The organism is Methylobacterium sp. 22177, from assembly GCF_052045615.1.
In the GTDB taxonomy this organism is placed as follows: domain Bacteria; phylum Pseudomonadota; class Alphaproteobacteria; order Rhizobiales; family Beijerinckiaceae; genus Methylobacterium; species Methylobacterium radiotolerans.
Map to the genome: position 1 here is coordinate 17,557 of NZ_JBQEPK010000023.1, position 24,668 is coordinate 42,224.

A 24,668-nucleotide genomic window follows, 5' to 3' on the forward strand; every position below is an offset into this window, starting at 1 on the left:
TCGAGATCCTCCTGCCGGAGGGCGGCGTGGTCCGGCTTCGCTACCGGGTGGAGAAAGCGCCGACCTGATCCGCATGGACGGCGCGGCCCGCGCACTGGGGGGAGACTGGCGGCGCGAAACGGGGTCTGATCGGGACGTCGCCCGTGCCGTTTCTCGTGCCCCAGCGAGAAAACGTGCCCTCGCGAGAAAAGCTGCGTCCAGCCCAGGGGATCGATGGTCCGGGCGGACCGTCAGGAGCGGCCGGCTCCGACCATCGAGCTACGGGCCCGGGCGGCGCCGACGGATAGCCGAGCCCCGGCCGTCACCCGGATCTCGCCGCGCCGCGGGAGCGCCGGGTCCGGGGCGCGGGATCCTGTGCGACCGGTTCGTCCGCCGGCGCGCCCACGGGGGCGGCCACCGGCGCGGGCGCCGTGTCCTTGATGCGCCACAGGTAGCGGGCCAGGATCGAGCGGTACGGCGCGAAGGCGGCCGCCACCGCGGCGGTATCGGCCCGCCCAGTGAGGCGGCGGAGGCACCCCACCGCCGCCACGTCGCCCGCGGGCCAGATGTCGGGGTCGTGGAAGTGGAAGATGCCGACCATGTCGGCCGTCCAGGGGCCGACGCCGCGGATGCCGCACAGGATCGCCGCCCGCTCGGGATGCGGCAGGTCGGCGAGGCCGGGCCCGAGCAGGCCCGCCGTCTCGGCCGCCACGATCGCCTGGAGCGCCCGCACCTTGTTGCCCGAGATGCCGCAGGCCCGCAGCAGCGCCGCGTCCCCGGCCTCGAACAGGTCCCGCGGGCNTCGATCCGGGCCCAGATCGCCGCCGCGGCCCGGACGGAGAGCTGCTGGTTGACCACCTCGACGAACAGACGGTCGGCGACGCACGGATGCGCCGGCGGCTCGATCCGGATCGGACCGGCCCGCACCAGGGCGGCCCGCAGCGGCGGATGGGCGCGCGCCGCGTCCAGGAGGTGGTCGTAGATGGCGGGATCCAGCATCGCCGCAGCCTAACCGGCCCGCGGGGTTTCGCGGAAGCGGCCCTGGAGCCGCCCGGAGCGGTCCGGAAACGCGGCGATGCGGCCGCGCGCCTCGCGCCGGCCGGTCTGGACGGGACGCGCCCGCGGCCCAGGTCTCGACACCATGGCGATCTTCTTCACCGCGGACACGCATTTCGGCGACCCGCACATCCTCCGCCACCGGGGGGCGCGGTTCGGCGGCGTCGAGGCCCACGACGAGGCCCTGGTCGCCGGCTGGAACGCCGTGGTCGGCCCGGAGGACGCCGTCTGGCACCTCGGCGACTTCGCCGCCCATGCCAGCCGGGCGCACTGCGCGGCGATCTTCGCGCGGCTGAACGGCACCAAGCGCCTCGTCCGGGGCAACCACGATTCGAACCGCGTCCTGGACCTGCCCTGGGCCGAGCCGCCGGTGGAGAGCGCCCGCCTCTCCGTCGCGGACGCGCGCGGGCGGCCGCACCGCCTGTTCCTGTCGCACTACGCGCACCGGGCCTGGCCGGGCCTGTGGCGGGAGACGCGCCACCTCTACGGGCACAGCCACGGCTGGCTCGCCGACACCACGCGCTCCTGCGATGTCGGCGTGGATGCCTGGGACGACCGCCCGGTCACCCTCGACGCGATCCTGCTGCGCCAGGACGCGGCCGCGGGCGCGCCGGAGGAACTCGCGGCCCACGGCCTGCGCTGATGGGTGGGGACCGGCGCGTTACATCGTCCGCCGGAGCATCGACAGCCCGGCAGGAGGCCGCATCGCCATGACCGACATCCCCGCCCCGCCGCCGGGCTCGACCGAGGCGGCGACCCGGGCCGCCGATCAGGCCGCGACCGAACTCGGCCTCGGGACCGACTGGGCCGCCCTCGGCGCGCCGGACTGGGCCCGGGTCTGCCGCCGGGCCGGCGCGATCCTCGCCGGGCAGGGCCAGGCGCCGGCGCCCGGCTGGGACGGAGCCCTGGCGCGGGCGCTCGGTCGCCCCGCTCCCGCGGCCGACCGGGACGAGCTGGCCCGCGACGCGGCCGACACCGTCCTGGCCGAGAAGGGCGAGGTCTTCGCCCCCGAGGACGATGCCTGAGGCGGACGACGACACGCTGTCGGACTTGCCACCGGATTTGCCACCGGATTTGCCACCGGATTTGCCACCGGACGTGACATCGGGCGGGCCGGTGGTTGCCGCGGCGGGGGTGCGGGCCGATGTAGGAGGCATGCCTCATCCCGAACACCGGGCCGAACACCGGCCTGATCACCGCCGTGCCGCCCCCGGACCGACCGAGCGCTACGCCGCCGGCGCGGCACCGTCCGCCCTGCGGGTGGTGCCCGTCGCGGGTGGCCCGATCCTCGACGCGCAGACGCGCGTGCGGCTCGGCCACCAGATGCGGGCGATGTACGATCCGGTGATCGACGAGGCGCTGGATCCCCGGCTGGCGGAGCTGCTGCAGCAGCTCGACGCGGACCGGAGCGGCTCGACCTGAGATCCGGGCGGGGGGCGTCCGTCCCGCGCATCCGCTGCGGCTGCCGGCGAAGAGGCTCCCATCGGTGGATCGGGGGGATGTCACACCGATGGGAGCCCGGCCGAGTCGACGGATCGACCCAACCCGCTCCATATCGCCCAGGCGACGGCCCGGGCGCTTTCACCTAAGTCAATTTGCTGGCGAATACGGCCGTCGAAGTGTCGAATTGGCGTATTCGATCGTGACAATCGTCGCGATCAGGCCGAAGTGCCGGTCACCGACAGCATGACCCCGTCACTGCCGATCTCGTCGCCGCCATAGCCGAGCATGCGCGCGAGCTGCTCGCGGGCGCGCCAGACCCGGCTCTTCACGGTGCCGATCCGGCAGTTCATGACGACGGCGGCTTCCTCGTAGCTCAGGTTCTCGATCGCCACGAGGACCAGCGCCTCGCGCATCACCGGCGCGAGGCGGTCGAGGGCCGCGCGCACGTCCTGCAGGTCGAGGTGGCCCCCCTGCTCGGGAATGCTGGTCAGCCGCTCGGCGTAGTTGCCGTCGGTGTCGGCGACCTCGCGGCCCTGCTTGCGGTGCTGGCTGTAGAAGACATTGCGGAGGATCGTGAACAGCCACGCCTCCAGGTTGGTCCCGGGGGTGAAGCCGCCACGGCCGCGCCAGCCGCGCAGCAGGGTGTCCTGCACGAGATCGTCCGCCGCGGCCGGGTCGCGCGTCAGCGAGACCGCGAACCGGTGCAGCGCCGGCACCACCTCCAGCAGGCCCGCGCGGAAGGTCTTGTCCCGCTCGCCCTCGGCCTGCGCGAGGGCGATCTCCAGGCGCGCGAGCAGGTCGGCGAAGGGGGTCGTGGCACCGTCCGCGTCCTGGCCGATCCGGTCGTAGGTGCGGCCGAGCAGGGTGCCGAGATGGGCCCGCACGGCCTCCGGCAGGCCGAAGCGAGTCTCGTCCCCGGCCTCCTCTGCGACATCCGCGATGGGATCGAGGAGCGATGAGCCTTCGGTGTCGGGCATTCGGTCCGGTCGTCGGCGGGCGGGCCGGTCAAGCCCAGAGGACCGGTTGTGGCGTGCCCGGGCCGCCCATGCCGCAACATGGGTTAGCGCTTTGCCCGAACGGGGCTCAGCCGCGGGCGCCGAACCGCCGCGCCGCCGCGAGGCCGGCGAGGAGCGCCGCGCAGGCCCCCGCGGCGGCGAGCCCGGTGCCGAGGGCGGTGCTCAGCGTGCCGGCATCGGGGACGTGCTTGCGGGCGCGCCAGCCGCCGTCGGCGCGCGTGCCCTCCGGCGTCGGCGCGCGCAGGGCGCCGTGCGTGCGCGGCCCGGGCTCGGCCCGGTCGAGGGCCCACCGGAACCCGGCGCCCATCAGGTGCTCGGTCGGGTACGGGGCGAGCGCGTAGCCCACCTGCGCGAGGCGGGCCGGCCAGCCGACCGCGACCTCGTCGCGCGGGTGGCGCACGAGGCGGAGATAGGTCTCGGCCACGGCCTCGGGCGCGTAGTACAGGTGCCCGGGATTGAGCCGCCGGCCGCTGACATTGGCGCCGTGATCCAGGCCCGGCGTGTCGACGATGGCGGGGAACACGGCGCAGACGCGGATGTGCCGGTGCCGGGCGAGTTCCTGGCGCAGGCTCGCCGAGAAGCCGCGCAGGCCGAACTTGCTGGCCGTGTAGGCGGCGGCGAAGGGCGTCGGTGCCCAGCCGCCCATCGAGACCGTGTTGATCAGCGTCCCCCGGCCGCGGTCGAGGAAGTGGGGCAGCACCGCGTAGGCCCCGTGCACGGCGCCCAGCAGGTTCACCGCGATCGTCTGCCGGTGCAGGTCCAGGGGGGCGTCCAGCAGGGGGCCGAACACCCCTACCCCGGCGTTGTTGATCCAGACGTCGATGCCGCCGAAGGCCCGGAGCGCCGCCCGGGCCAGGGCGTCCACCGCCTCGGGCTCGGTGACGTCGGTGGGCACCGCGACGGCCTCGGCGCCCGACGCGCGCAGGTCGCGGACGATCCCGTCGAGCACGTCGGCCCGCCGCGCCGCCAGGACCACCCGCGCGCCCCGCGCCGCGAAGGCCTCGGCCGCCGCCCGGCCGATGCCGCTCGAGGCCCCGGTGATGACCACCGTCCCGCCGTTCAGGCGCGCCATGCCGGTTCTCCGCGTCGTTCGCCGTCGAGTTGCAACTGCACGGCGAACCGCTCCCCGCGCCGCGGCGTTCCCCCTCGCAGCTGCGGCCATTCGGACGCGCCGTCCCGGACGCGCCGATCCGGACGCCGCGACGCGCGGCCCCGAAGGCCCCGCCCCTGTCTGCCCGAACCCTGCCGAGGTCGCCGATGCCTGCCCCCGTTCCAGCCCCCGCCAGGGCCGCCGCTCCCGAGGGAGGCGCCTCGACGGTCTGGACGCTCGCCCTCGCCACCGCGCTGATCGGCCTCGTCGCCCTCCCCCGCCGGCCGGCCCGGGGCGCGGTCGGTGCCGCGGCGGATTCCCCGGTCGATTCCTCGGCCGGTTCCTCGGCCGACCGTGCGCCCGGCCGGTCCGCCGACCGGGACGACGCGCGCCGGACGTCGCCCGCGCACGCGGGACGGGAGGCCCACGCCGTCGCCCGGGCCGAGGCCGATCGCGGGCGGCGGGCCTCGACGCCGACCGAGATCCCCGCCAAGGGCTGGAAGGACATCGCGCTGCGCGCGTATCACGACATCGGCGAGAACCGCCTGTCGCTGATCGCGGCCGGCGTCACCTTCTTCACGCTCCTGGCGATCTTCCCGGCGGTGGCGGCCCTGGTCTCCTGCTACGGCCTCGTGGCCGATGCCTCGACCATCAACGACCAGCTCGCCAGCCTCCAGGGCATCCTGCCCCAGGGCGCCCTGGAGATCGTCGGCGATCAGGTGAAGCGGCTGAACGAGCAGGGCAACACCACCCTCGGGTTCAGCCTGCTCATCAGCATCGCCCTGTCGGTCTGGAGCGCCAATGGCGGCGTGAAGCACGTCTTCGACGCCCTCAACCTCGTCTACAACGAGCGCGAGAAGCGCAACTTCCTCGTGCTCAATCTCGTCTCCCTCGCCTTCACGGCGGGGGCGCTCCTGTTCCTCCTCCTGGCGCTGGCCGCGGTGGTGGTGGTGCCGGTGGTGCTGGAATTCGTCGGGCTCGGCGCGGACGCGTGGTGGCTGGCGCTGCTGCGGTGGCCGGTCCTGCTCGTGGCGGTGCTGCTCGGCCTCGCCCTGCTCTACCGCTACGGGCCGAGCCGGGACGCGCCGCGCTGGCGCTGGGTCACGCCCGGGGGCGCCCTCGCGGCCCTGCTGTGGATCGTCGCGTCGCTGCTGTTCTCCTGGTACGTCGCCCATTTCGGCAGCTACAACAAGACCTACGGCTCGCTGGGCGCGGCGATCGGCTTCATGACCTGGATCTGGCTCTCGACCATGATCGTCCTGACCGGCGCCCAGGTGAACGCCGAGATGGAGCATCAGACCGCCGAGGACACGACCGTCGGCGCGCCGCAGCCGCTCGGCACGCGCCGGGCGCGCATGGCCGACACGGTGGGCGCCGCCGCGGAGTAGCGGGGCGTCCGGCCATCCGCGCGGGCAGGGACTTCTGGGCGCAGGGCCGCAGGGGGAGCGCGGCGCGGGGGAGAACGCCGACTTAACACAGGTTGGCGCACGTTTTTCCGCCGCAGGCACAAGCCGACCAAGAAGATCCGGACTTCAATGTACGGACGACGGTTTGGCCCCCTGCCGATAGAAATATCCGTGCCTCATTATTTCACCGATACCCTTGGCAGCGCCGTCGTGCGGGGCGCTTCGGACGCGCGCGACGTCGCCCGATCCCCCGCGGTCGCCCGCCCCGGTGCCTGCCCCGGCGCCTGCCCGGCCGGGCTCCGCCGTCCGGCCGCCGGCACGCCGGCGCCGCGGTGATCTGACCGGAGGCGGACGTGGAGAACCCGTTCGTACGGAAGATGGAGCGGCATGTCCGGCTCGCGCCGGAGGACCGCGCGGTGCTCGACGGGTTGGGGCGCCTGCATGTCCGCCACGTCGCGGCCCGGCAGGATATCGAGGGGCAGCAGAGCGACCCGTACCACACGCACCTGATCCTCGACGGCTGGGCCTGCCGGTACAAGCAGTTCCCGGACGGGCGGCGCGCGATCGTCGCGCTGCTCCTGCCGGGCGACCTGTGCGACCCGTTCGTGTTCCGCCGGGCGCGGATGGACCACGCCATCGGCGCGCTGACCCCCGTCACCGTCGCGCGGATCGCCCCGGAGCAAATCGGCGACGCGGTCCGCGGCCGGCCCGCGGTCGAGGAATGCCTGTGGCGGGAGTTGCTCGCCGCCACGGCGATCCACCGCGAGTGGATCGCCAGCGTCGGCCGTCGCTCGGCGATCGAGCGGCTGGCGCACCTGTTCTGCGAGCTCCACCTCCGTCTGACGCGCGTCGGCCTCGCGGACGGGACGACGCTGCCGATGCCGGTGACCCAGCCCGACCTCGCGGACGCCCTCGGCCAGACGAGCGTGCACATCAACCGCACCCTGAAGGAGCTGCGCACCGGCGGCCTCATCGCCCTGCGCAGCCGGCGCCTGACGATCCGCGACCTCGACGGGCTGCGGGAGCGCGGGCTGTTCGATCCCGCCTACCTGCAGCTCTCCTGAGCGGCGCGGGCGATACGCCGCGGCATCGGAGGCCGCGCGCGCCTTGCCGCGGGGCGGCCGCGGCCGATCTGAGGCGGACCTGTCATCCGCCACGGGCGCCCGCGCGACACACGATGCACATCCACCTCGACGCGCTCGGCGGCGTCGCCGGCGACATGTTCGCCGCCGCCCTGCTGGACGCCTTCCCCGAGCATCAGGCCGGCGTGTCCGCCAGCGTCCGGGCGGTCGACGCGCGCATCGCCTGCGCGGTCCGGGCCCACAATGACGGGATCCTCAGCGGTGCGCGCTTCGCCGTGTCGGCGCCCGGTGAGGTGTCCGGTGCGGTGTCCGGGCCCGCGCCGCACCGGCACGAACACCCCGCGCCCCACGAACACCCGCATCCTCACCCGCATCCCCACGATCACGGCCACGATCACGGCCAAGAGCACGGCCACGAGCACGGCCACGATCGGGCCCGCGCGCACGACCACGGCCACCGGCCCTGGTCGGAGATCCGCGCCGCGCTGGAGGCGGCGGACCTCGCGCCGGCGGTGCGGGCGCACGCGCTCGGCATTTTCGGGCATCTGGCCGACGCCGAGGCGCGGGTCCACGGCATCGCCGTGGAGGCGGTGGCGTTCCACGAGGTCGGCGCCGCCGACTCGATCGCCGACATCGTGGCCGCCGCCCACCTGATCGCCGCCCTGGGGACGCGCAGCTGGAGCGTCTCGGCCCTGCCGCTGGGCTCGGGCCGGGTGCGGACCCAGCACGGTCCCCTCCCCGTCCCGGCCCCCGCCACGACGCTGCTGCTGGCGGGTTTCGCGACCCTCGACGACGGGATCCCCGGCGAGCGCGTCACCCCCACCGGGGCGGCGATCCTGCGCCATCTCTGCGGCGACGATCCCGGGCGGGGCCGCCCCCGGGGCATCCTCGGGCGCACCGGCATCGGCTTCGGCACCAAGGTCCTGCCGGGCCTGAGCAACTGCCTGCGTGCCCTCGTGCTGGAGGAGAACGCCGCCCCCGGCCCGGGCCGGCGGGATCTGGCGGTGATCGCCTTCGAGGTCGACGACCAGTCCGGCGAGGACCTCGCCACGGGCCTCGACCGGCTGCGCGCGGAGCCCGGCATCGTGGACGTCGTGCAGATGCCGGTGATCGGCAAGAAGGGCCGGATGATGGCCCGGATCCAGGTCCTGGTCCGCCCGGAGAGCCTGGAGGCGGCGATCGCGGCCTGCTTCCGGGAGACCACGACCATCGGCCTGCGTTACCACCCCGTGGAGGGCGCGGTGCTCGCGCGCGCTGCCCGCACGGTCGAGCACGACGGTCTTTCCGTCCGCGTGAAGATCGTGGCCCGGCCGGGCGGGCGCACCGCCAAGGCCGAGGCCGACGACGCCCGCGGCCGTGCGGGCCACGCCGCGCGGGCCGCCCTGCGCCGCGAGGCCGAGCGGCGCGCGCTGGAACAGGAGCAGGAGGAGCGGTGACGCGCCAGCATCTCGAATCGGTCCTCGCCGGGCTCGGGCCCGTGGCGGTGGCGGTGAGCGGCGGGGTCGACAGCCTGACGCTCGCCACCCTGGCCCACCGGCTGGCGCCGGGGGCGACGCTCGTGGTCCACGCGGTCTCGCCGGCCGTGCCCGGGGAGGCGACCGCGCGCGTCCGGGCCGAGGCCGCCCGCGAGGGCTGGGATCTGCGGGTGATCGAGGCCGGCGAGTTCGCCGACCCGGCCTACCGGGCGAACCCGGTCAACCGCTGCTTCTTCTGCAAGACCAATCTCTACGGCGCGGTCCGGCAGGTCACGGACCGGCAGATCCTGTCGGGGGCCAATCGCGACGACCTCGGCGAGTACCGCCCCGGCCTCGACGCGGCCCGGGAGCACGGGGTGCGCCATCCCTACGTGGAGGCGGGGTTCGACAAGGCGTCCGTCCGGGCGCTCGCCCGCGACCTCGGCCTCGGCGCGGTGGCGGAATTGCCGGCGGCGCCCTGCCTGTCGAGCCGGGTCGAGACCGGCATCGCGATCGAGCCGGAGACCTTGCGCTTCATCCACGCGGTCGAGCGGCTGGTCGGCGGGGCGCTCGACGCGGAGAGCGGCGCCAAGCGCGCGGTCCGCTGCCGGGTGCGCGCCGAGGGCGTGGTGGTGGAACTCGATCCCGGGAGCTTGGCGGCCCTCGGCACCCGGGATCGTGAGAAGCTCGGGGCGGGCATCCGGGACATCGCGCCGGCGCGTCTCGCCGGCCCGGTCCGGTTCGCGCCCTACCGGGTCGGCAGCGCCTTCCTGGTGCAGCAGGGGGAGGGCCGGGCGTGAGCGTCGCCGAAGAATTCACCCTCGATTTCGCCCGGTCCGAGCGGATCGGCCTGGAGGAGGCGATCTTCTGCGCCGGCAAGAGCCCGGAGCAGATCGACGCGATCCTGGAGGCCGCCCGGGCGCGGGGTGCCTCGCTCCTGCTCACCCGCCTCGACCCGGAGAAGCGCGACCGGCTCGATGCGGCGGCCCGGCTCGACTACTGCCCGGTCTCGCGCACGGCGGTGTTCGGCGAGCCGCCGCGGATCACCGGTCCCGCCCGGGTCGCCGTGGTAGCGGCCGGCACCTCGGACGTGCCCGTCGCCCGCGAGGCCCTGCGGGTGCTGGCCTATGCCGGCCGGGCGGCCTCGCTCTTCGCCGATGTCGGCGTCGCCGGCCTGTGGCGGCTGACCTCGCGGATCGAGGAGATCCGGGCGCATCCGGTGGTGATCGTCGCCGCCGGCATGGACGCGGCGTTGCCCAGCGTCGTCGGCGGCCTCGTGGCGGGCGCGGTGATCGCGGTGCCGACCTCCGTGGGCTACGGCGTCGCGGCGGGCGGGCGCGCCGCCCTCGACGCCGTGCTGGCGAGCTGCGCGCCGGGCATCACGGTGGTCAACATCGACAACGGCTACGGCGCCGCCTGCGCCGCCCTGCGCCTGCTCCACGCGGCAGGACGCCTCGCCGAGGAGACCGAACGATGAGCCGGTCCGACGCATTACCTCCCCTCACCCGGACATTCGCGAACGGAGACAGCCGATGGAACGCCGCAGCTTCCTACAGGGCGCCGTGCTCGGCGCGGGCCTTGCGGGCGCCGGCAGCGCAGGAGCGGCCGTGAACGCCCCCGCGCTCCCTGGCAACCGCCCGCAGGACCCGGCCGACCTGCCCTTCGTCACCGATCCCGGCGAGCGCCGGGGCGAGATGCTCTACCGGTCGTTCGGGAAGACGTCGGAGAAGATCTCGGCGATCGGCATGGGCGGGTTCCATCTCGGCAAGAGCGCCGTGACGGACGACGAGGCGACCCGGCTGATCCATGCCGGGATCGACCGCGGCATCACCTTCATGGACAATTGCTGGGACTACAACGACGGGCGCTCCGAGCTCCGCATGGGCGCGGCGCTGGCCCAGGGCGGCTACCGCGACAAGGTCTTCCTGATGTCCAAGATGGACGGGCGGACCAAGGAGGAGGCGATCAAGCAGATCGACCAGTCGCTCCTGCGCCTGCGCACCGACCGGATCGACCTCGTCCAGCACCACGAGATCCTGCGCTACGACGATCCCGACCGGGTCTTCGCCGAGGGGGGCGCCATGGAGGGCTTCCTGGAGGCGAAGAAGCAGGGCAAGCTGCGCTACATCGGCTTCACCGGCCACAAGGACCCGCGCATCCACCTGCAGATGCTGGAGGTGGCGGCCGAGCGCGGCTTCCACTTCGATTCCGTGCAGATGCCCGTCAACGTGATGGACGCGCATTTCCGCTCGTTCAGCCACCTCGTCCTGCCCTATCTCGTGCAGAACGGCATCGCGCCGCTCGCCATGAAGACCTTCGGCGACGGGGTGATCCTGAAGGCGGACGCGCCGATCAAGCCGCTCGAGTACCTGCACTTCTCGCTGAACCTGCCGGTCTCGGTGGTGATCACCGGCATCCAGAACCAGCGCGACCTCGACCAAGCCTTCGAGGCGGTGAAGACCTTCAAGCCGATGGACAGGGCGGCGGTGGCCGAGCTGCTGTCGCGCTCGAAGCCCTACGCGCTGGAGGGCAAGTACGAGCTGTTCAAGACGAGCGCCACCTTCGACGGCACGGCCAAGAACGCGGCGTGGCTCGGCGAGGATGTCGCGAGCGTGAAGAAGCTCGCGCCGACGATGGAGTAGGGGGCGGACGTCCGGGCCCTCGGGCGACGTCCGACCCTCCACCTCAGGACGAGGGCGCGCCGGAAGTCCGCACCCAGCCTCCTCCTCACGCCACGTCTTCCAGCCGGATCGGCAGGCTGCGGATCCGGCGGCCGGTGGCGTGGTGGACGGCGTTGGCGATGGCCGCGTTCACCCCGATGATGCCGAGCTCGCCCAGGCCCTTCAGCCCCAGCGCGTCCACCCGGTCGTCGGGATCGGGCACCAGCAGCGCCTCGACCTCCGGCGCGTCCGCCGCGGTGGGGACGAGGTACTCGGCCAGATCCGGATTGCGGTAGGCGGCGCCGTCCACCACCGTCTCCTCGAGCAGCGCCGAGCCGAGCCCCCAGATCATCCCGCCCGTGAGCTGGCTCTTCGCGGTCAGCGGGTTGAGGATCCGCCCCGCCGCGAAGGCGCCGGTGAGCCGGGCGACCCGGATCTCCCCGGTCTCGGCGTGGACGTGGACCTCCGCGAACTGCGCCCCGAAGCCCCAGGACACCGCCTTCCCCGCGCCGCCCAGGCTGAGCCCGATATGGCCGCCGCGCAGGCCCTTGAGCGCCGTCTCCCGGTCGCTGCCCTCCGGCACGAAGGCCGCGACGGTCTCGACGCCCTCTGAACCGACGGCCTCCGCGAGCGGGATCCCGGTCCCCTCCGGGGCGACGAGCCGGCCACCCACGAGGCGCAGGGTGCCCGGATCCCGGCCGGCGAGGCGGCCCCCCTGCCCGGTCGCGGCCTGCGCCACAACCTGTCGGATCTGCCCGCAGCCGAGCGCCAGCGCGCTCATGAGGCTGGTGGTCGTGCTCGACCCGCCCGAGATGCCGGCCGCCGGCAGGTCCGTGTCGCCGAGCCGGACCGTCACCCGCTCCACCGGCACGCCGAGCCCGTCCGCCGCGCCCAGGGCGAGCAGCGTGGTGATGCCGTTGCCGATCTCGTGGTGCGCGCAGGCGACCTCCGCGGAGCCGTCCGGGTCCAGCCGGACCCGCATGGTCGCGGCGGCGATCTTCACCGGCCGCACCGAGGCGGCGCAGCCGAGCCCCACCCGCCAGGGTCCGTCGCGCATCGAGCCCGGGCGCGGCACCCGGCGCGACCAGCCGAAGGCCCGCGCGCCCGCCGCGAAGCAGGCCATCAGCGGCCGGGTCGAGAACGGCTTTCCCGAGACCGGATCGACCGCCGTGTCGTTGATCCGGCGCAGCGCGATCGGATCCATGCCGAGCGCGACCGCCATCTCGTCGACGGCGCTCTCCAGGGCGAACAGGAACGGCACCTCCGGGGGCGCCCGCATCGGCCCGGGCGTGTTGCGGTCGACCCGCACGGCCCGCTCCGCGGTGCGGATGTTCGGGCAGGCGTAGAGGCTCGCCGTCACCTCCGCACCCTCCATGACGAAGGGATCGAAGCGCGACGTCACGGTCTCGGCCTCGTGCACCAGGGCGGTGAAGCGGCCCGTCCGGTCGGCGCCGAGGCGGATGGTGTGGCGCGATTCCGGCCGGTAATTGGCGATGGTGAAGCACTGTCGCCGGCTCGGCACCAGGGAGACCGGCCGGTCGAGGCGCTTGGCCGCGAGCGCAACCAGCGCGGTGTGCTGCGACAGGGCGAATTTCGAGCCGAAATGGCCGCCGATCAGGCCCGCCACCACCCGCACCTGCGCGGGATCGAGCCCGAGCTGCGCCGCGAGCCCGTGCTGGACGGCGCCGACGTAGCGGGTCGGCTCGTGCACGGTGAGCCGGTCGCCGTCCCAGGCGGCCCGGGTGGTGAACAGCTCGATCGGGTTGTGGTGCTGGACCGGCGTCGCGTAGCGCGCCTCGACCCGGATGGCCGCGCCGGCCAAGCCGGCCTCGGCGTCGCCCCGGGCGATGTCCTCGTGGTGGGGTTTCAGGTCGGCGAGGCGCACGGTCTCGGCGCCGGGCGCGTCGAAGCCGCCAGCGGCGGGCTCGGCCGCGTAGGCGACCGTGACCGCGCCGGCCGCCGCCTCGGCGGCCTCCAGAGTCTCGGCGACGACCAGCGCCACGATCTGGCCGGCATAGGCGACGGCGTCGGAATCCAGCGGCCGGTGCGAGCTGTTGGCGTAGCCGCCGGCCATCAGGTGCTTCACCGGCGCCACCGCGCCCGCGAAATCCCGGTGGGTGAAGATGCGCAGGACGCCCGGCACCCGCTCGGCCGCCGCGAGGTCGAACCCGGTGATGCGGCCCCGGGCGACCGTGCTGGTCACCAGGGCCGCGTGGGCCGTGCCGGATTCCGGCCCCGTGAGGTCGGAGCTGTAGCGGGCCCGGCCGGTGACCTTGTCGGGGCCCTCGACCCGGACGTGGGACTGGCCGAGACGGCCGTCGGTTTCCCCTGCGCGCGCGTCCATGCCGCCCTCCCCGTTCGCGGCCGCTCGGGCCCATCGCTGAGGAAGGAAGCGCCGCGAGGGCGTTCCGGCTCCCTGGGTGGCGGGGCGACAGGATGCAGCGGCCGGACCGAACCGGCCGTCCTCGCGAATGGAGCGAAGCGACCGAGGGCAGCGCGCCCTGGATCGGCGGGGCGCCGCCTGGACGGCTTCGCGCCGCTCGCGAGGACGGGGCTGCGACGGGCTTCCGCCGCAGCCCGGGATCTCAGTTCAGGACCTTGCCGTCCGGTCCGACCTTGACCTCCTGCTCCTTGTCGGCGCCGGCGACCTTGATCTCGTACTGGACCGTGGAGCCGTCCTTCTCGACCTCGGCCTCGTAGGCCTTGCCGCCGCCGGCCTTCTGCTCGGCGATGGCGAGCGCGTCCTTCAGGGAGGTCTTCGCGTTCTGGAAGTCGGAGGCCTTCAGCCGGGTGAAGTAGCGCTCGATCGGCTGGTTCTCGGTCTTGTAGAGGGCGCCGGTATCGGCGTTGATGCCGTACTCGACGAGCTTGCCGCTCGGGTACACGACCTTGATCGCGTAGTGGGCCGGATCCTTGCTGTCGGCCTTCTCGAAATCGGCGTCGATGGCGCGGCCGCCCTTCTCGTCGCCCTGCGACTCGGCGGTGGCGAGGGCCTGGGCGAGGCCGACCTTGGCGACCTTGGCGACCTGCCACTCCTTCATGTTGCTGTCCGCCTTCGTGGCGGGCTCGGCCGGCGTCGCGGTGGGCGTCTGGGCCAGGGCGAGGCCGGTGGAGAGGGCCAGGAGGCCGGCTGCGGCGGTGAGACGGGTGATCATGGCGGGGTGTCCCTTCGCGGGTTCGTTCAAGGATGCGTGAAACGTCGGGTCCGGAAACTCGGTTGCCCGCGATCGGGAAAAAATTCGGCTCCCGCCCCCCCGGCGAGACGGAGGGCCGGCGCCCCTGTATGACACGCGGACGTTCCGGCGCGCCGCTCGGCGACGGCGGACATTTCTCCGATGGAGCCGGTCATGACCGCGCACGAGCCCGAGCCGCTGGACGAGTTCACCCGCCTGCACGCCAAGCTGTCCGCCCTGGAGATCGTGCTCGGCGTCCTGATCGGGCGGCTCTCCGAGGAGAACCCGGAGATCCGCGAGGACGTGAAGCGTGACGTGGCGGCGATCCTGTCGGACATGCCGATCGACGGCTCGAGCGAGGAGATGATCGCCGCCGAGGTCCGCCGCGCCGCCGAGGTGCTGACCAGCGTGTCGATCGGCTGAGCCGTCAGCGCGGCGGCATCCGCAGCGCCCCGTCGAGCCGGATGGTCTCGCCGTTCAGCATCGGGTTCTCGCAGATGTGGCGGACGAGGTCGGCGTATTCCGACGGGCGGCCGAGGCGCGGCGGGAACGGCACGCTCTGGCCGAGCGTGTCCTGCACGTCCTGGGGCAGGCCCGCCATCATCGGCGTCTCGAAGATGCCGGGCGCGATGGTGACCACCCGGATGCCGTGCCGGGCGAGTTCCCGGGCGATCGGCAGGGTCATGGACACCACCCCGCCCTTCGAGGCCGCGTAGGCGGCCTGCCCGATCTGGCCGTCGAAGGCCGCGATCGAGGCGGTGTTCACGATCACGCCCCGGGCGCCCGCCCCGTCCGGCGCTTCCCGGGCGATGGCGTCGGCGGCCAGCCGGATCATGTTGAACGTGCCGACGAGGTTGACCGAGACCGCCCGCGCGAAGGTCTCGAGCCGGTGCGGCGCGTCGCGGCCGACCACCTTCTCCCCCGGCGCGATGCCGGCGCAGTTCACGAGCCCGTGGAGGTGCCCGAACGCGTCCAGCGCCGTCCGCACCGCCGCCGCGCCGTCGGCCTCGCGGGTGACGTCCGTCTCGACGAAGCGGGCCCGCGCCCCGAGATCCGCCGCCACCCGGGCGCCGGCCTCCCGGGCGATGTCGGCCACGACCACCCGGGCCCCCGCCGCCGCGAGGCCCCGCGCCGCCGCCTCCCCGAGGCCCGAGCCCGCGCCCGTGACGACGAAGACCCGGTCCCTGATCATCTCGCTGGCCATCGTGGCTCCCCGACGCTCCCGGGCGGCCGACGGCGCCCCGCGATCCCCGAGGTAGCGCGGCGGCGCGGCCGCCGGAAGGCGTCCGGCCCGCCACCCGGACCCGACCGGACCCGCGCGGCAATTGACGTGTGATTTTTTCCCACATATAGATTGCGGCGGCGGCCCAAGATATCGGGCCGTCTCTTCAAGTGTTTCCGGCGCTCCATCGCGCAGTGGCAAGTCGTGCGGCCGCGCGCGATCAGTCGACGCCCGTCGCCCTCCGCTCCCGGCCGTCCGGGAGCGGCCGATTCCCCACGCCTGATCAGGACCGCCATGGGCGCCCACTGGATCGAGACCGCGGCCCGGCATTGGCGGCACGGGCGGATCGTCGGGCGTCGCTTCGCCGAGCGGCGTCCCGGCATCCGCGCGGCGCTTCGGGCGGCCGCGCCCGACAGCGTGCTGCTCGCCGGCAATTCCCACGCGGAGTTCGTCGGCGCGCCGGATCTCGGCGGCCGGCCCTGCATCAACATCGCGGTCGGCGGCAGCACCGCGGCCGATTGCGGCCGTCATCTCGCGGCGCTGCGCGTCCCGGTCCGCTGCGCGGCCGCGGTGCTGATCATCGGCACCAACGATATCCAGCGCTGGCGGCATCCCGAGCGGGCCCGGGTGGCCGACCGGTTCGAGGCCGATGTCGGGGGCATCCTGCGCCGCCTGGAGCCCTGGGCCGCGCGGGTCTTCGTCGCCGCGATCCCGCCGATCGGTGCCGGGGCGGCCGGCCGGGATCCCGCCGCCGTCGCGGTCTTCACGGCACGCTTGGCCGCGCTCTGCGCCGCGGGGGGGTACGCCTTCATCGACCCGTTCGCGCCGTGGCGATCCGGCGCCGGCGGTCTCGCCGGACCGGGCCTCCACCGGGACGGCGTGCACTTGGCCGATTACGCGCCCCTGGCCGCGGNGGTCCCGCCCGCGCCCGTCCGCAGGCCCGCCCCGGCCGCGCCCCTCCGGGTCCTGCGCGCGGCGTGGATCGGACGACCGTGAGGATCCGCGCGCGCCTCGCAGCCCTGCGGCCGCCCGCGCGCGGCGCCGGGAAGCCCCTTCCCCTGCGGGTCTGGCCCGCCGACGAGTCGGTCTGGCTCGACGAGAACGGCGTCCGCCACGCGCGGGCGGCGCGGCGCGCCCTCGCGGCGCTGGCCACCCTCGGATCGCGCGGCCGGTACGGGGCCCGGATCGCCGGCCGGGGCAAGGTCGTGACCGGTCCGGCCAGCGCGCTCGTCCTGCGCGACGCGGAGGCGGAGATCGGGTTCGTCCTCAGCGTCACGCCCTACGGGTACGGCGCGGAGCCGTTCTGAGCGGGGTCCGGTCAGGGCGAGGTCGTGCACAGCAGGGTCGGCGCGCAGGCCGTCCGGAAGCCCACCCGGGCGTAGAGCGCCTCGATCCTGCCGCCGGCCGGGCACTGCAGGAAGACCTGGGCGGCCCCCCGCGCCCGCGCCTCGCGCAGGGCCGCGACCGTCACGGCGGTGCCGAGGCCGCGGCGCTGCCGGTCGGCCCGCGTGCTGACATTGTACAGCCCGGCGGTCTCGCCGCGCAGGTAGAGGCTGGCGCAGGCCGCCGGCCCGGCGGCGTCGCGCAGGACGAGGTGCAGCGCCGCGAGGCCGGGCCGGCCCCGGGCCGCGCGCAGCGCCGGGATGTAGTAGCGGCGCAGATGCGTCCGCACGGCCGGCGCGTCGGACAGGTGGGCGAAGACCCGCTCGAAATCCGGCCCCGGCGCGGGCGTCGCCTGCACGGTGACGGCGCTGCCGGCCGGGGCCGGCGCCGGGAGCCCCCGCGCCACCATCCAGCTCGCCGGGTAGAGGATCGCGGGCTCGAACAGGGCGCGCAGCAGCGCGATCTCCCCGTCGTCCCGGGCCAGGAAGGCCGGCGCCCGGGCGCGTCCGAGGGCCGCCGCGCCCGCCCAGGCGAACTGGTCGGGACGGCGGACCCCGAAGGCGAAGTTCAGGGTCGGGTCCGGGATGCTGCGCGACCAGACGTAGCCGGCCCCGCCGGGGCCGTGCTCGAGGCCGTCGATCAGGGAGCCGGTGAGCGCCGCCACATGGGCGTCGCGCAGGGCGTCGAAGGTCGGTTCGCGCTCCTGCATGTCAGGCGGCCGTCCAGGCGGGGGCCCGCGCGGGGGACAGCGCGGGTGCCTCGGCGGCCGGCGCCGTCAGCGCGGCGATCCGGTCGTGGAGGTGCGGGGACAGGACGATGTCGAGGTGATCCGTGTCGGGGACGGTCTCCACCCCGAGGAGCCGGTCGGTGAGCGGCGCCCAGTCGATCACCGGCAGGCCGCGGGCCCGCGAATCCGCCGCCGCGAAGCTGCGGATCGGCACCGTGCCGGGCTCCAGGCGGAGGGCCCGGAACTGGATCGCGTGGTCGACGAGCGTCCAGAGCATCCGCTCCCGGCTGCCGACCTCGGGACCGTCGGCCGGCAGGGGCTGCGGCTCGGCGGCGAGGAAGCGCAGGAACTGCACCGTGGCCTCCGGGTCCATGCGGGCGCGCAGGGCCTCCCAGTGCGCGCGCATCGGCGCGCGCGCGAGCCAGGCCTCGACCAGGGCCTCGTGCGCCGCCCGCTCCGCGGGCTCGATCGGCCGGCCGGCGCCCGGGGCGAAGTTGGCCTCCAGGGCGCAGGCGTCGAGCATGCCGACCCAGTCCAGGGGGCAGTCCGGGCCGAGCCGCCGGGCGGTCTCGTAGGCGAGCACCCCGCCCCAGGACCAGCCGAGGAAGACGCAGGACCCCGCGCGGCCGCGCATGAGGTCGCGTACCCGCTCGGCATAGGCGTCCGCGAGCTCGGCCACGGCCGGCAGGGGCCGGACCGCCTCCACCAGGGAGGCGCAGAGGAAGCCGTGCGCCTCCTGCTCGGGGCCGAGATGGGCCACCAGGGGCTCGTATTCCCGGGTGCTGACGAGCAGCCCCGGGAACAGCACCAGCAGCGGCCGACCGCTCTCCGGCCGGCCGGCGGACAGCCGGACCAGGGGCGCGAGGCCCTCCGCGTCGGCGGCCTCCGATCCGGCGTCGATCCGCGCCGCCAGCTCCGCGATGGTCGGATCGCGCAGGAGATCCGCCACGCCGATCCCGCCCCGCGGGGCGATGAGGCGCAGGCGCGCCACCAGCCGCAGGGCCGACAGGGAATCGCCGCCGAGCTCGAAGAAGCGCCGGTCCGCCACCCGGACCGGGAAGCCCAGGCACTCGGACCAGATCCCGGCGAGGCGCCGCTCCGTGGCGGTCCCGGGCGGGCGCCCGCGCCGGTCGTCGGCGGCGGGATCCGGCAGGGCGTTGCGGTCGACCTTGCCGTTGGCGGTGACCGGCAGCCGGTCGAGGATCGTCAGGCTCGCCGGCACCATCGGCTCCGGGAGGGTGCGGGCGAGGCCGGCACGCAGGCGTCCGGGCTCCGGTCGGCGTCCGCGTGACGGCACGACGTAGCCCGCGAGATAGGCGCCGGCCGGGCCCTCCCGGCGCAGGATCGCGGCCTCCGCGACCCCCGGCAGGGCGCGCAGGGCCGCCTCGACCTCGCCGATCTCGATCCGGTGGCCGCGGATCTTGACCTGATCGTCCGCCCGCCCCGCGAAGGCGAGGGTTCCGTCGGGCCGCCGCCGGACCCGGTCGCCGGTGCGGTACATCCGGCCGCCGCCCGCGGCGAACGGGTCGGGCAGGAAGCGCTCGGCGGTGAGCGCCGGGCGCTCCCAGTAGCCCCGGGCGAGGCCGCCGCCGATGTAGAGCTCGCCGGTCTCGCCGTCCGCGACCGGCTCGAGGTCGGGCCCGAGCACGTAGGCCGCCCGCGCCCCGACCGGGCCGCCGATCGGCGCGTAGGGCTCGGCGAAGGTCGCGTCCGGCGGCACCGCCCAGACGAGGGGCGAGATCACGCACTCGGTCGGGCCGTAGCCGTTGATCAGCAGCCGGGGCTTCAGGGCGCGGCCGAGCCGCGCGAAGGTCTCCCGGGGCATCCCCTCGCCGCCGAAGGAGTAGACCTGGACCGGGGGCGCCTCGCCCAGGCGCTCGGCCCATTCGGCGAGCTGGCCGATGAAGCTCGTGGGGAAGCCGGCATGGGTCACCCGGTGGCGGCGGATCTGCGCCAGGGTCTCGGCGGCGGTCCAGAGCTCGGGCCCGCGCAGCACGATGCAGCCGCCGGCGACGAGCGGCGTCATCCAGCGCTCGTGGGCGCCGTCGAACGCGAAGGACAGGACGTGGAGTTCGCGCGACTCCGCGTCCATCGCGTAGGCCTCGGCCGTGGTGCGGCAGTGCATGGCCAGCGGCCCGTGCTCCACGAGCACGCCCTTCGGCGTCCCGGTCGAGCCCGACGTGTAGATCAGGTAGGCGGCATCCCCCGGCTCCGGCAGGGCGGGACGGGGGCCGTCCGCGGCGGCCTCCAGCGCGGCGACCTCCAGCGCGGCGGGATCGAGCCGGGCGACGCCCGCCGGCAGTTCCAGGCGCGCGGCGATCGCGGCGGTGGTGAGACACTGCGCGATGCCGGCATCCGCCAGCATCGCGCGGACGCGGGCGGCCGGGTAGGCCGGGTCGACGGGCAGGAAGGCCGCGCCGGCCCGCAGCACCCCGAGCAGCGCCACGATGGTTTCCGGCGCGCGCTCCAGCGCCACCGCGACCCGGTGGCCGCGCCCGATCCCGCGCGCCGCGAGCCCGGCCGCGAGGGCGCCGGCCCGGGTGTCGAGTTCGCCCCGGGTCAGCGTCCGGGTCCCGAACAGCACCGCCGGCCGTTCGGGCTCGGCGGCGGCGAGGCGGGCGAGCCGGGCCGGGACGCTCTCGCGGTCGGCGTCGGGGGCGAGCACCGAGGCGGGGGTGGCTTCGGGGGTGGCTGCGGGGGCGGCTTCGGTCGCCCGCGCCGGATCCGCGATCCAGTCCCGGGCCGCCGCGATCCCGCAGGGGCCGTACGCCCGGGTCCAGCCGGCGGGCAGCGCCCGGCCCGCCGGCCAGAAGGCGCCGTGCCCGGCCCGGTCGAAGGCCACCACCACCGGCTCGAGGGTCCAGTCCGCGGCCGGGTCCGCGGCCGTGCCCGCGATGGTGCCCGCCATCGCGCCCGCAACAGCGCCCGCGCCCGCCTCTGCGCTCGCCTCCTGGCCGGCCTGCTGGTCCATCCGCTCGCTCCTGCGCCGCTCCGGGCTTCGACGGAGTGACGGTTGAGGCGGGGGGCCGTTCACGGCCGCGCCCCGGGGCCGCCGGGACGCGACCGCGCGAAACGTCTGAACGCCGGGCGGCCCCATCCGTCAGGGAGGTGCCGACGACGTGCGGAGGACGGATGACGGACGCTTCGAGCCCAGCGATGCGCGACCCGGGGGCGCACCCCGCGAGCATCCACGATGAGGGGGCGCCGGTGAGCGCGCCGGTGAGCGCGCAGGCGACCGTGCCGGTGCCCCTCACCCTGGACGGGACCCGGGAGGCGCCGGTCATCCGCCTCGCCGCGCCGGCCGCGCCGGCCGCGGCCGCGGAGGCGATCCTGGCGCGCGCCGAGGCTCTGACCGCCCAGGACACGCAGGTCCTGCGCATCGTCGTCGCGGCCGATCCGGCGACGTCCGGACGGCTGCTCGACCTCGGCGCGGCCCGGCCCGTCGGCGACGGGGTCGAGATCCTGCCGGGTCTCCTCTGGCAATGCGCCGCCCGCTGGCTCCCGAAGGCCCGTCCGCCCTTCCCCGAGCTGTTCACCGCCACGGCCGGCCGCCGCCACCCGCTGCGGCCCGGGACGCCCTCCGGCACGGTCTACGCGCGGACGATCCCCTGGCTCGACCGGCGCCTGAGCTTCCGCACGATGACGGAGCCCGGCGACGTCGCCCTGTTCTCGGCCTGGATGAACGATCCCCGGGTCGCCGCGGTCTGGCAGGAGACCGGCACCCTGGAGGCGCACGCCGCCTACATCGCCGGGCTCCAGGCCGACCCCGCCACCCTGCCGCTGTTCGGCTGCCTCGACGGCAGGCCCTTCGGCTATTTCGAGCTGTACTGGGCGCGGGAGAGCCGGCTCGGGCCGCTCTACGAGTCCGGCCCCTACGACCGCGGCTGGCACGTGGCGATCGGCGACGCGTCCGTGCGCGGGCGGCCCGCCCTCTCGGCCTGGCTGCCGTCGCTGATGCACTACCTGTTCCTCGACGAGCCGCGCACGCAGCGCGTCGTGGGCGAGCCGCGGGCCGATCACGCCCAGCAGATCCGGAACCTCCACGCCTCCGGCTTCGCGACGATCGCCACCGTCGACTTCCCCCACAAGCGCGCGGCCCTGGTCGCCCTGTCGCGCGAGCACTTCGTCCGTGACCGGCTCTGGGTGCCGGGCGCGGCCGCCGCCGACGCGGCGCCGCGGCCCCCCGCCGTGCCGGCCTAGACCGCCCTTCGAGCGAGCGAGATGCGAGCGATGACGGATCACCCCGCGACCGACGACATCATCGGGATCGGCTTCGGCCCGGCCAACCTGTCGCTGGCCATCGCCCTCCGGGACGCGATGGGCGACGGGCCGCCGCGGCCGTCCCTGCGGTTCATCGAGCGGCAGGAGCGGTTCGGCTGGCACCGGGCGATGATGCTGCCCGGCGCCGACATGCAGATCAGCTTCGTGAAGGACCTCGTGTCCCTGCGCGACCCGACGAGCCCGTTCAGCTTCCTCAACTACCTGCACGTGAAGGGGCGGCTCAGCACCTTCCTCAACCTCAAGACGTTCAATCCGTCGCGGGTCGAGTACAACGACTACCTCGCCTGGGCGGCGGACCAGTTCTCGGACGTGGTCGCGTACGGCGAGATCGTGGACTCCGTGCGGCCCGAGACCCGCGACGGCCGGCTCGCCGCCTTCGTGGTGGAGGCCCGGGGCGATGCCGGGTCGCGCCGCCTGCGCCGCTGCCGTCACCTCGTCGTCGCGGCGGGCGGCGACCCGGCGATCCCCGCCCCCTTCGCGGCCCACGCGCGGGACCGGCGGCTGATCCACTCCTCCTGGTACCTGCCGGGGATCGCGCAGGCCCTCGGGGCGCCGCGCCTGGACGGGCCGGAGCCCCGCATCCTGGTGGTGGGCGGCGGCCAGAGCGCCGTGGAGATCGTCACCGATCTCGGCGCGCGCTACCCGCGGGCGCTCGTCGATCTCGCGATCCGCGGGCCCGCCCTGAAGCCCGCCGACGACAGCCCCTTCGTGAACGAGATCTTCGACCCGGCCTCCGTCGATCGGATCCACGGCGCCGCGGCGCCGGTGCGGGCGGAACTGATCGCCGCCCACCGCGCCACCAACTACGCGGTGGTCGATGCCGACCTGATCCAGGACTTCTACGCCACGCTCTACGAGCAGACGGTGAGCGGGGTGACCCGCTACCGGCTGCGGCGCAGCACCCGGGTGGAGGCGCTGGAGCCGGCAGCGGACGGCCTGCGCGCGACCCTGCGCGACGACGTCGACGGCACCACGGAGCGGCAGAGCTACGCGGCCGTGATCTGCGCGACCGGCTACCAGCGCGCCGCCCTGCCGGCGATCCTCGAGCCCGTGCGGCCGTTCCTCGCCGGCGACACCGCGGACCGGCATTACCGCCTGCCGCTGGAGCGCGCCGAGCCCCGGGTGAGCCTGCATCTCCAGGGCTTCAGCGAGCCGACCCACGGGCTGACCGAGACGCTGCTGTCGATCCTGCCCGTGCGGGCCGGCGCCATCGCGCAGACCATCCTCGCCGAGGAGCGGGCCGCCCGCGCGGCGATCCGCTCGGCCGCCTCGATCCCGTGAGGCGGCCGGTCGACCTCGACCAGGACCGGGTCGTCGGCCTGGTCCTCCGGCTGTCCGGGCCGGCGATCCTCGGCATCTCGGCGCACGCGCTGCAGATGCTGGTCAACGCGTGGTTCGTGGCCGATCTCGGCGCCGCCGCGATCGCCACCATCGCCCTGGCGTACCCGGTGACGCTGCTGGTCGCGGCGCTCGGCTACGGGGCCGGGATCGCGGCGGCCTCGCAGGTCTCCCGCGCCCTCGGGTCGGGGGACCGCGACCGGGCCGCGGCCGCCGCCGGCTTGGGCTTCTGGCTGAGCCTGCCGGCGGGGCTCGCCGTGACGGCCGCGATCGTGGCCGACACGCCGTTCTGGCTCCGCCTCCTCGGCGCCGATGCCGTCCTCGCCGCGGAGGCCGCGCCCTACACGGCGCTCGCCACGGTCGGCACGGCCCTGATGCTGGTGATGATCGTCGGCGGCTTCGTCGTGCGCGGCCAGGGCCACGCGCGCCTCAGCGGCGCCGTCATGGTCGGCAGCTTCGGCCTCAACATCCTGCTCGACGCGGTGCTGATCCGGGTCTGCGGCCTCGGCACCGTCGGCGCCGGCTGGGCGGCGATCGGCGCGCAGCTCGCGGGCGCGGCCGCCTACGGCCTGCACTTCGCCCGGGCGCGGGGGGCGGACCGGGTGTCGCTCCGGTGGCCCGGCGGCCGGATCGGGCGCGGGGCCCTCGCCGAGGCCCTGACGCTCGCGCTGCCCGCCACCGGCTCCAGCCTGCTCGCGGCCGTCGCGATGGCGCTGTTCGTGGAGGCGGCCGCGCCCTACGGCGACGCCGCGGTCGCCGCGCAGGGCATCGCCCTGCGCCTGACCCTGGTGGCGGCGCTGCCGCTCCTCGGGACGATGGCGGGCGCCCAGGCGGTGCTCGGCCACGCCGCCGGCGCCGGCCGCCGGGACCGGCTGCACCGCGCCCTCGCCTTCGTGCTCGCCGCCGCCCTCGCCTACGGCCTCGTCGTCGGCGGCCTGATGATCGCCTGCGCCGAGCCCCTCGCGGGCCTGTTCGCGCAGGATCCCGCGACCGCCCGCGCGGGCGCGCGCGCCACCGCGCTCTTCGCCGTCGCCTTCATGCCGGTGGGCCTACAGCTCACGGCCGCGACCCTGTTCCAGGCGATCGGCGCGCCGCGCCGGGCCGCCGCCGTGTCGCTGGCGGCGCAGGGGCTGGCGCTGATCCCGCCGCTCCTGATCCTGCCGCCGCTCCTCGGCTACGCGGGGGTGCTCGCCAGCCGGGTCGCGGCCGAGTTCCTGGCCGACGGGCTCGGCCTGGCGCTGCTGCTGGCCTGGGGCCTGGACGCGCGCCGGGCAGGCGGCGCAGCGCCGGTCGAGGGCCGCGAGGCAGTGCAGGTGGCCGCGGCGCACGAGACCGCACACCAGGGCGCGTGAGACCCC

The 24,668-nt window shown here is 75.3% G+C and carries 22 protein-coding genes; 15 read left to right on the forward strand and 7 right to left on the reverse strand.

The window, feature by feature from the left end:
* Positions 1–1,120 precede the first annotated feature (1,120 nt).
* The 3 genes from ACTJK8_RS19835 to ACTJK8_RS19845 all read left to right on the forward strand — a co-directional run bounded on the left by ACTJK8_RS19835 (position 1,121) and on the right by ACTJK8_RS19845 (position 2,457).
* Positions 1,121–1,678, forward strand: coding sequence for a metallophosphoesterase (locus ACTJK8_RS19835; RefSeq protein WP_012318352.1), 558 nt, complete (start codon positions 1,121–1,123; stop codon positions 1,676–1,678).
* A 67-nt stretch (positions 1,679–1,745) separates the two neighbouring features.
* A complete protein-coding gene (locus ACTJK8_RS19840; protein ID WP_024830585.1) occupies positions 1,746–2,060 on the forward strand; it encodes a hypothetical protein in 315 nt (104 codons plus the stop codon).
* Positions 2,061–2,190: 130 nt separating this feature from the next.
* Entirely contained in the window at positions 2,191–2,457 is a 267-nt protein-coding gene (locus tag ACTJK8_RS19845; RefSeq protein ID WP_024830586.1) for a hypothetical protein, read from the forward strand.
* Positions 2,458–2,693: 236 nt separating this feature from the next.
* Here the strand turns inward: ACTJK8_RS19845 and ACTJK8_RS19850 are convergent, their stop codons facing one another.
* Both ACTJK8_RS19850 and ACTJK8_RS19855 read right to left on the reverse strand, forming a co-directional pair.
* Positions 2,694–3,455, reverse strand: a complete 762-nt coding sequence (locus tag ACTJK8_RS19850; RefSeq protein WP_024830587.1) for a sigma-70 family RNA polymerase sigma factor — start codon at positions 3,453–3,455, stop codon at positions 2,694–2,696.
* 106 nt (positions 3,456–3,561) lie between these two features.
* Entirely contained in the window at positions 3,562–4,566 is a 1,005-nt protein-coding gene (locus ACTJK8_RS19855) for an SDR family oxidoreductase (RefSeq protein ID WP_012318348.1), read from the reverse strand.
* A 185-nt stretch (positions 4,567–4,751) separates the two neighbouring features.
* Between ACTJK8_RS19855 and ACTJK8_RS19860 the strand changes: the two genes are divergently transcribed.
* The 6 genes from ACTJK8_RS19860 (at position 4,752) to ACTJK8_RS19885 (ending at position 11,168) form a co-directional block, all read left to right on the forward strand.
* The gene (locus ACTJK8_RS19860) at positions 4,752–5,972 is read left to right on the forward strand and encodes a YihY/virulence factor BrkB family protein (RefSeq protein ID WP_440762400.1); all 1,221 of its coding nucleotides are present in this window, start codon (positions 4,752–4,754) and stop codon (positions 5,970–5,972) included.
* Positions 5,973–6,343: 371 nt separating this feature from the next.
* Positions 6,344–7,054 (forward strand): Crp/Fnr family transcriptional regulator, encoded by a 711-nt coding sequence (locus ACTJK8_RS19865; RefSeq protein ID WP_012318346.1) that lies wholly within the window; start codon positions 6,344–6,346, stop codon positions 7,052–7,054.
* Between the two features lie 113 nt (positions 7,055–7,167).
* Entirely contained in the window at positions 7,168–8,508 is a 1,341-nt protein-coding gene (locus ACTJK8_RS19870; protein WP_053621407.1) for a LarC family nickel insertion protein, read from the forward strand.
* A complete protein-coding gene (locus tag ACTJK8_RS19875; RefSeq protein WP_012318344.1) occupies positions 8,505–9,326 on the forward strand; it encodes an adenine nucleotide alpha hydrolase in 822 nt (273 codons plus the stop codon). The genes ACTJK8_RS19870 and ACTJK8_RS19875 overlap by 4 nt, the downstream gene beginning before the upstream one ends.
* Positions 9,323–10,003 (forward strand): nickel pincer cofactor biosynthesis protein LarB, encoded by a 681-nt coding sequence (larB, locus tag ACTJK8_RS19880; RefSeq protein WP_012318343.1) that lies wholly within the window; start codon positions 9,323–9,325, stop codon positions 10,001–10,003. The genes ACTJK8_RS19875 and larB overlap by 4 nt, the downstream gene beginning before the upstream one ends.
* Before the next feature lie 55 nt (positions 10,004–10,058).
* A complete protein-coding gene (locus tag ACTJK8_RS19885) occupies positions 10,059–11,168 on the forward strand; it encodes an aldo/keto reductase (protein ID WP_024830591.1) in 1,110 nt (369 codons plus the stop codon).
* An 85-nt stretch (positions 11,169–11,253) separates the two neighbouring features.
* Here the strand turns inward: ACTJK8_RS19885 and ACTJK8_RS19890 are convergent, their stop codons facing one another.
* Together ACTJK8_RS19890 and ACTJK8_RS19895 are read right to left on the reverse strand one after the other, a co-directional pair.
* On the reverse strand, positions 11,254–13,530 hold the full coding sequence (locus tag ACTJK8_RS19890) for a xanthine dehydrogenase family protein molybdopterin-binding subunit (protein ID WP_012318341.1): 2,277 nt from the start codon (positions 13,528–13,530) through the stop codon (positions 11,254–11,256).
* A gap of 241 nt (positions 13,531–13,771) precedes the next feature.
* The gene (locus ACTJK8_RS19895; protein ID WP_012318340.1) at positions 13,772–14,341 is read right to left on the reverse strand and encodes a PepSY domain-containing protein; all 570 of its coding nucleotides are present in this window, start codon (positions 14,339–14,341) and stop codon (positions 13,772–13,774) included.
* Between the two features lie 192 nt (positions 14,342–14,533).
* Between ACTJK8_RS19895 and ACTJK8_RS19900 the strand changes: the two genes are divergently transcribed.
* Positions 14,534–14,782 (forward strand): hypothetical protein, encoded by a 249-nt coding sequence (locus ACTJK8_RS19900; RefSeq protein ID WP_012318339.1) that lies wholly within the window; start codon positions 14,534–14,536, stop codon positions 14,780–14,782.
* Positions 14,783–14,786: 4 nt separating this feature from the next.
* Here ACTJK8_RS19900 and ACTJK8_RS19905 read toward each other — a convergent pair whose 3' ends face one another.
* Positions 14,787–15,563, reverse strand: coding sequence for a 3-hydroxyacyl-CoA dehydrogenase (locus ACTJK8_RS19905; protein WP_012318338.1), 777 nt, complete (start codon positions 15,561–15,563; stop codon positions 14,787–14,789).
* A gap of 312 nt (positions 15,564–15,875) precedes the next feature.
* Between ACTJK8_RS19905 and ACTJK8_RS19910 the strand changes: the two genes are divergently transcribed.
* Together ACTJK8_RS19910 and ACTJK8_RS19915 are read left to right on the forward strand one after the other, a co-directional pair.
* Positions 15,876–16,577, forward strand: coding sequence for an SGNH/GDSL hydrolase family protein (locus tag ACTJK8_RS19910; RefSeq protein WP_440762401.1), 702 nt, complete (start codon positions 15,876–15,878; stop codon positions 16,575–16,577).
* Positions 16,574–16,888, forward strand: coding sequence for a hypothetical protein (locus tag ACTJK8_RS19915; RefSeq protein WP_440762402.1), 315 nt, complete (start codon positions 16,574–16,576; stop codon positions 16,886–16,888). The genes ACTJK8_RS19910 and ACTJK8_RS19915 overlap by 4 nt, the downstream gene beginning before the upstream one ends.
* 11 nt (positions 16,889–16,899) lie before the next feature.
* Here the strand turns inward: ACTJK8_RS19915 and ACTJK8_RS19920 are convergent, their stop codons facing one another.
* Positions 16,900–17,673: a GNAT family N-acetyltransferase gene (locus ACTJK8_RS19920; protein ID WP_024830596.1), complete on the reverse strand. Its 774-nt coding sequence runs from the start codon at positions 17,671–17,673 to the stop codon at positions 16,900–16,902.
* A 1-nt stretch (position 17,674) separates the two neighbouring features.
* Entirely contained in the window at positions 17,675–20,662 is a 2,988-nt protein-coding gene (locus ACTJK8_RS19925; RefSeq protein ID WP_440762403.1) for an amino acid adenylation domain-containing protein, read from the reverse strand.
* A gap of 161 nt (positions 20,663–20,823) precedes the next feature.
* Here ACTJK8_RS19925 and ACTJK8_RS19930 point away from each other — a divergent pair, with 161 nt between their 5' ends.
* Genes ACTJK8_RS19930 through ACTJK8_RS19940 form a run of 3 tightly spaced genes read left to right on the forward strand, consistent with a single transcriptional unit; the run spans position 20,824 to position 24,662 of the window.
* Positions 20,824–21,891, forward strand: a complete 1,068-nt coding sequence (locus ACTJK8_RS19930) for a GNAT family N-acetyltransferase (protein WP_440762404.1) — start codon at positions 20,824–20,826, stop codon at positions 21,889–21,891.
* A 30-nt stretch (positions 21,892–21,921) separates the two neighbouring features.
* On the forward strand, positions 21,922–23,253 hold the full coding sequence (locus tag ACTJK8_RS19935) for a lysine N(6)-hydroxylase/L-ornithine N(5)-oxygenase family protein (protein WP_244633067.1): 1,332 nt from the start codon (positions 21,922–21,924) through the stop codon (positions 23,251–23,253).
* A complete protein-coding gene (locus ACTJK8_RS19940; protein WP_440762405.1) occupies positions 23,250–24,662 on the forward strand; it encodes an MATE family efflux transporter in 1,413 nt (470 codons plus the stop codon). The genes ACTJK8_RS19935 and ACTJK8_RS19940 overlap by 4 nt, the downstream gene beginning before the upstream one ends.
* Positions 24,663–24,668: the final 6 nt, after the last annotated feature.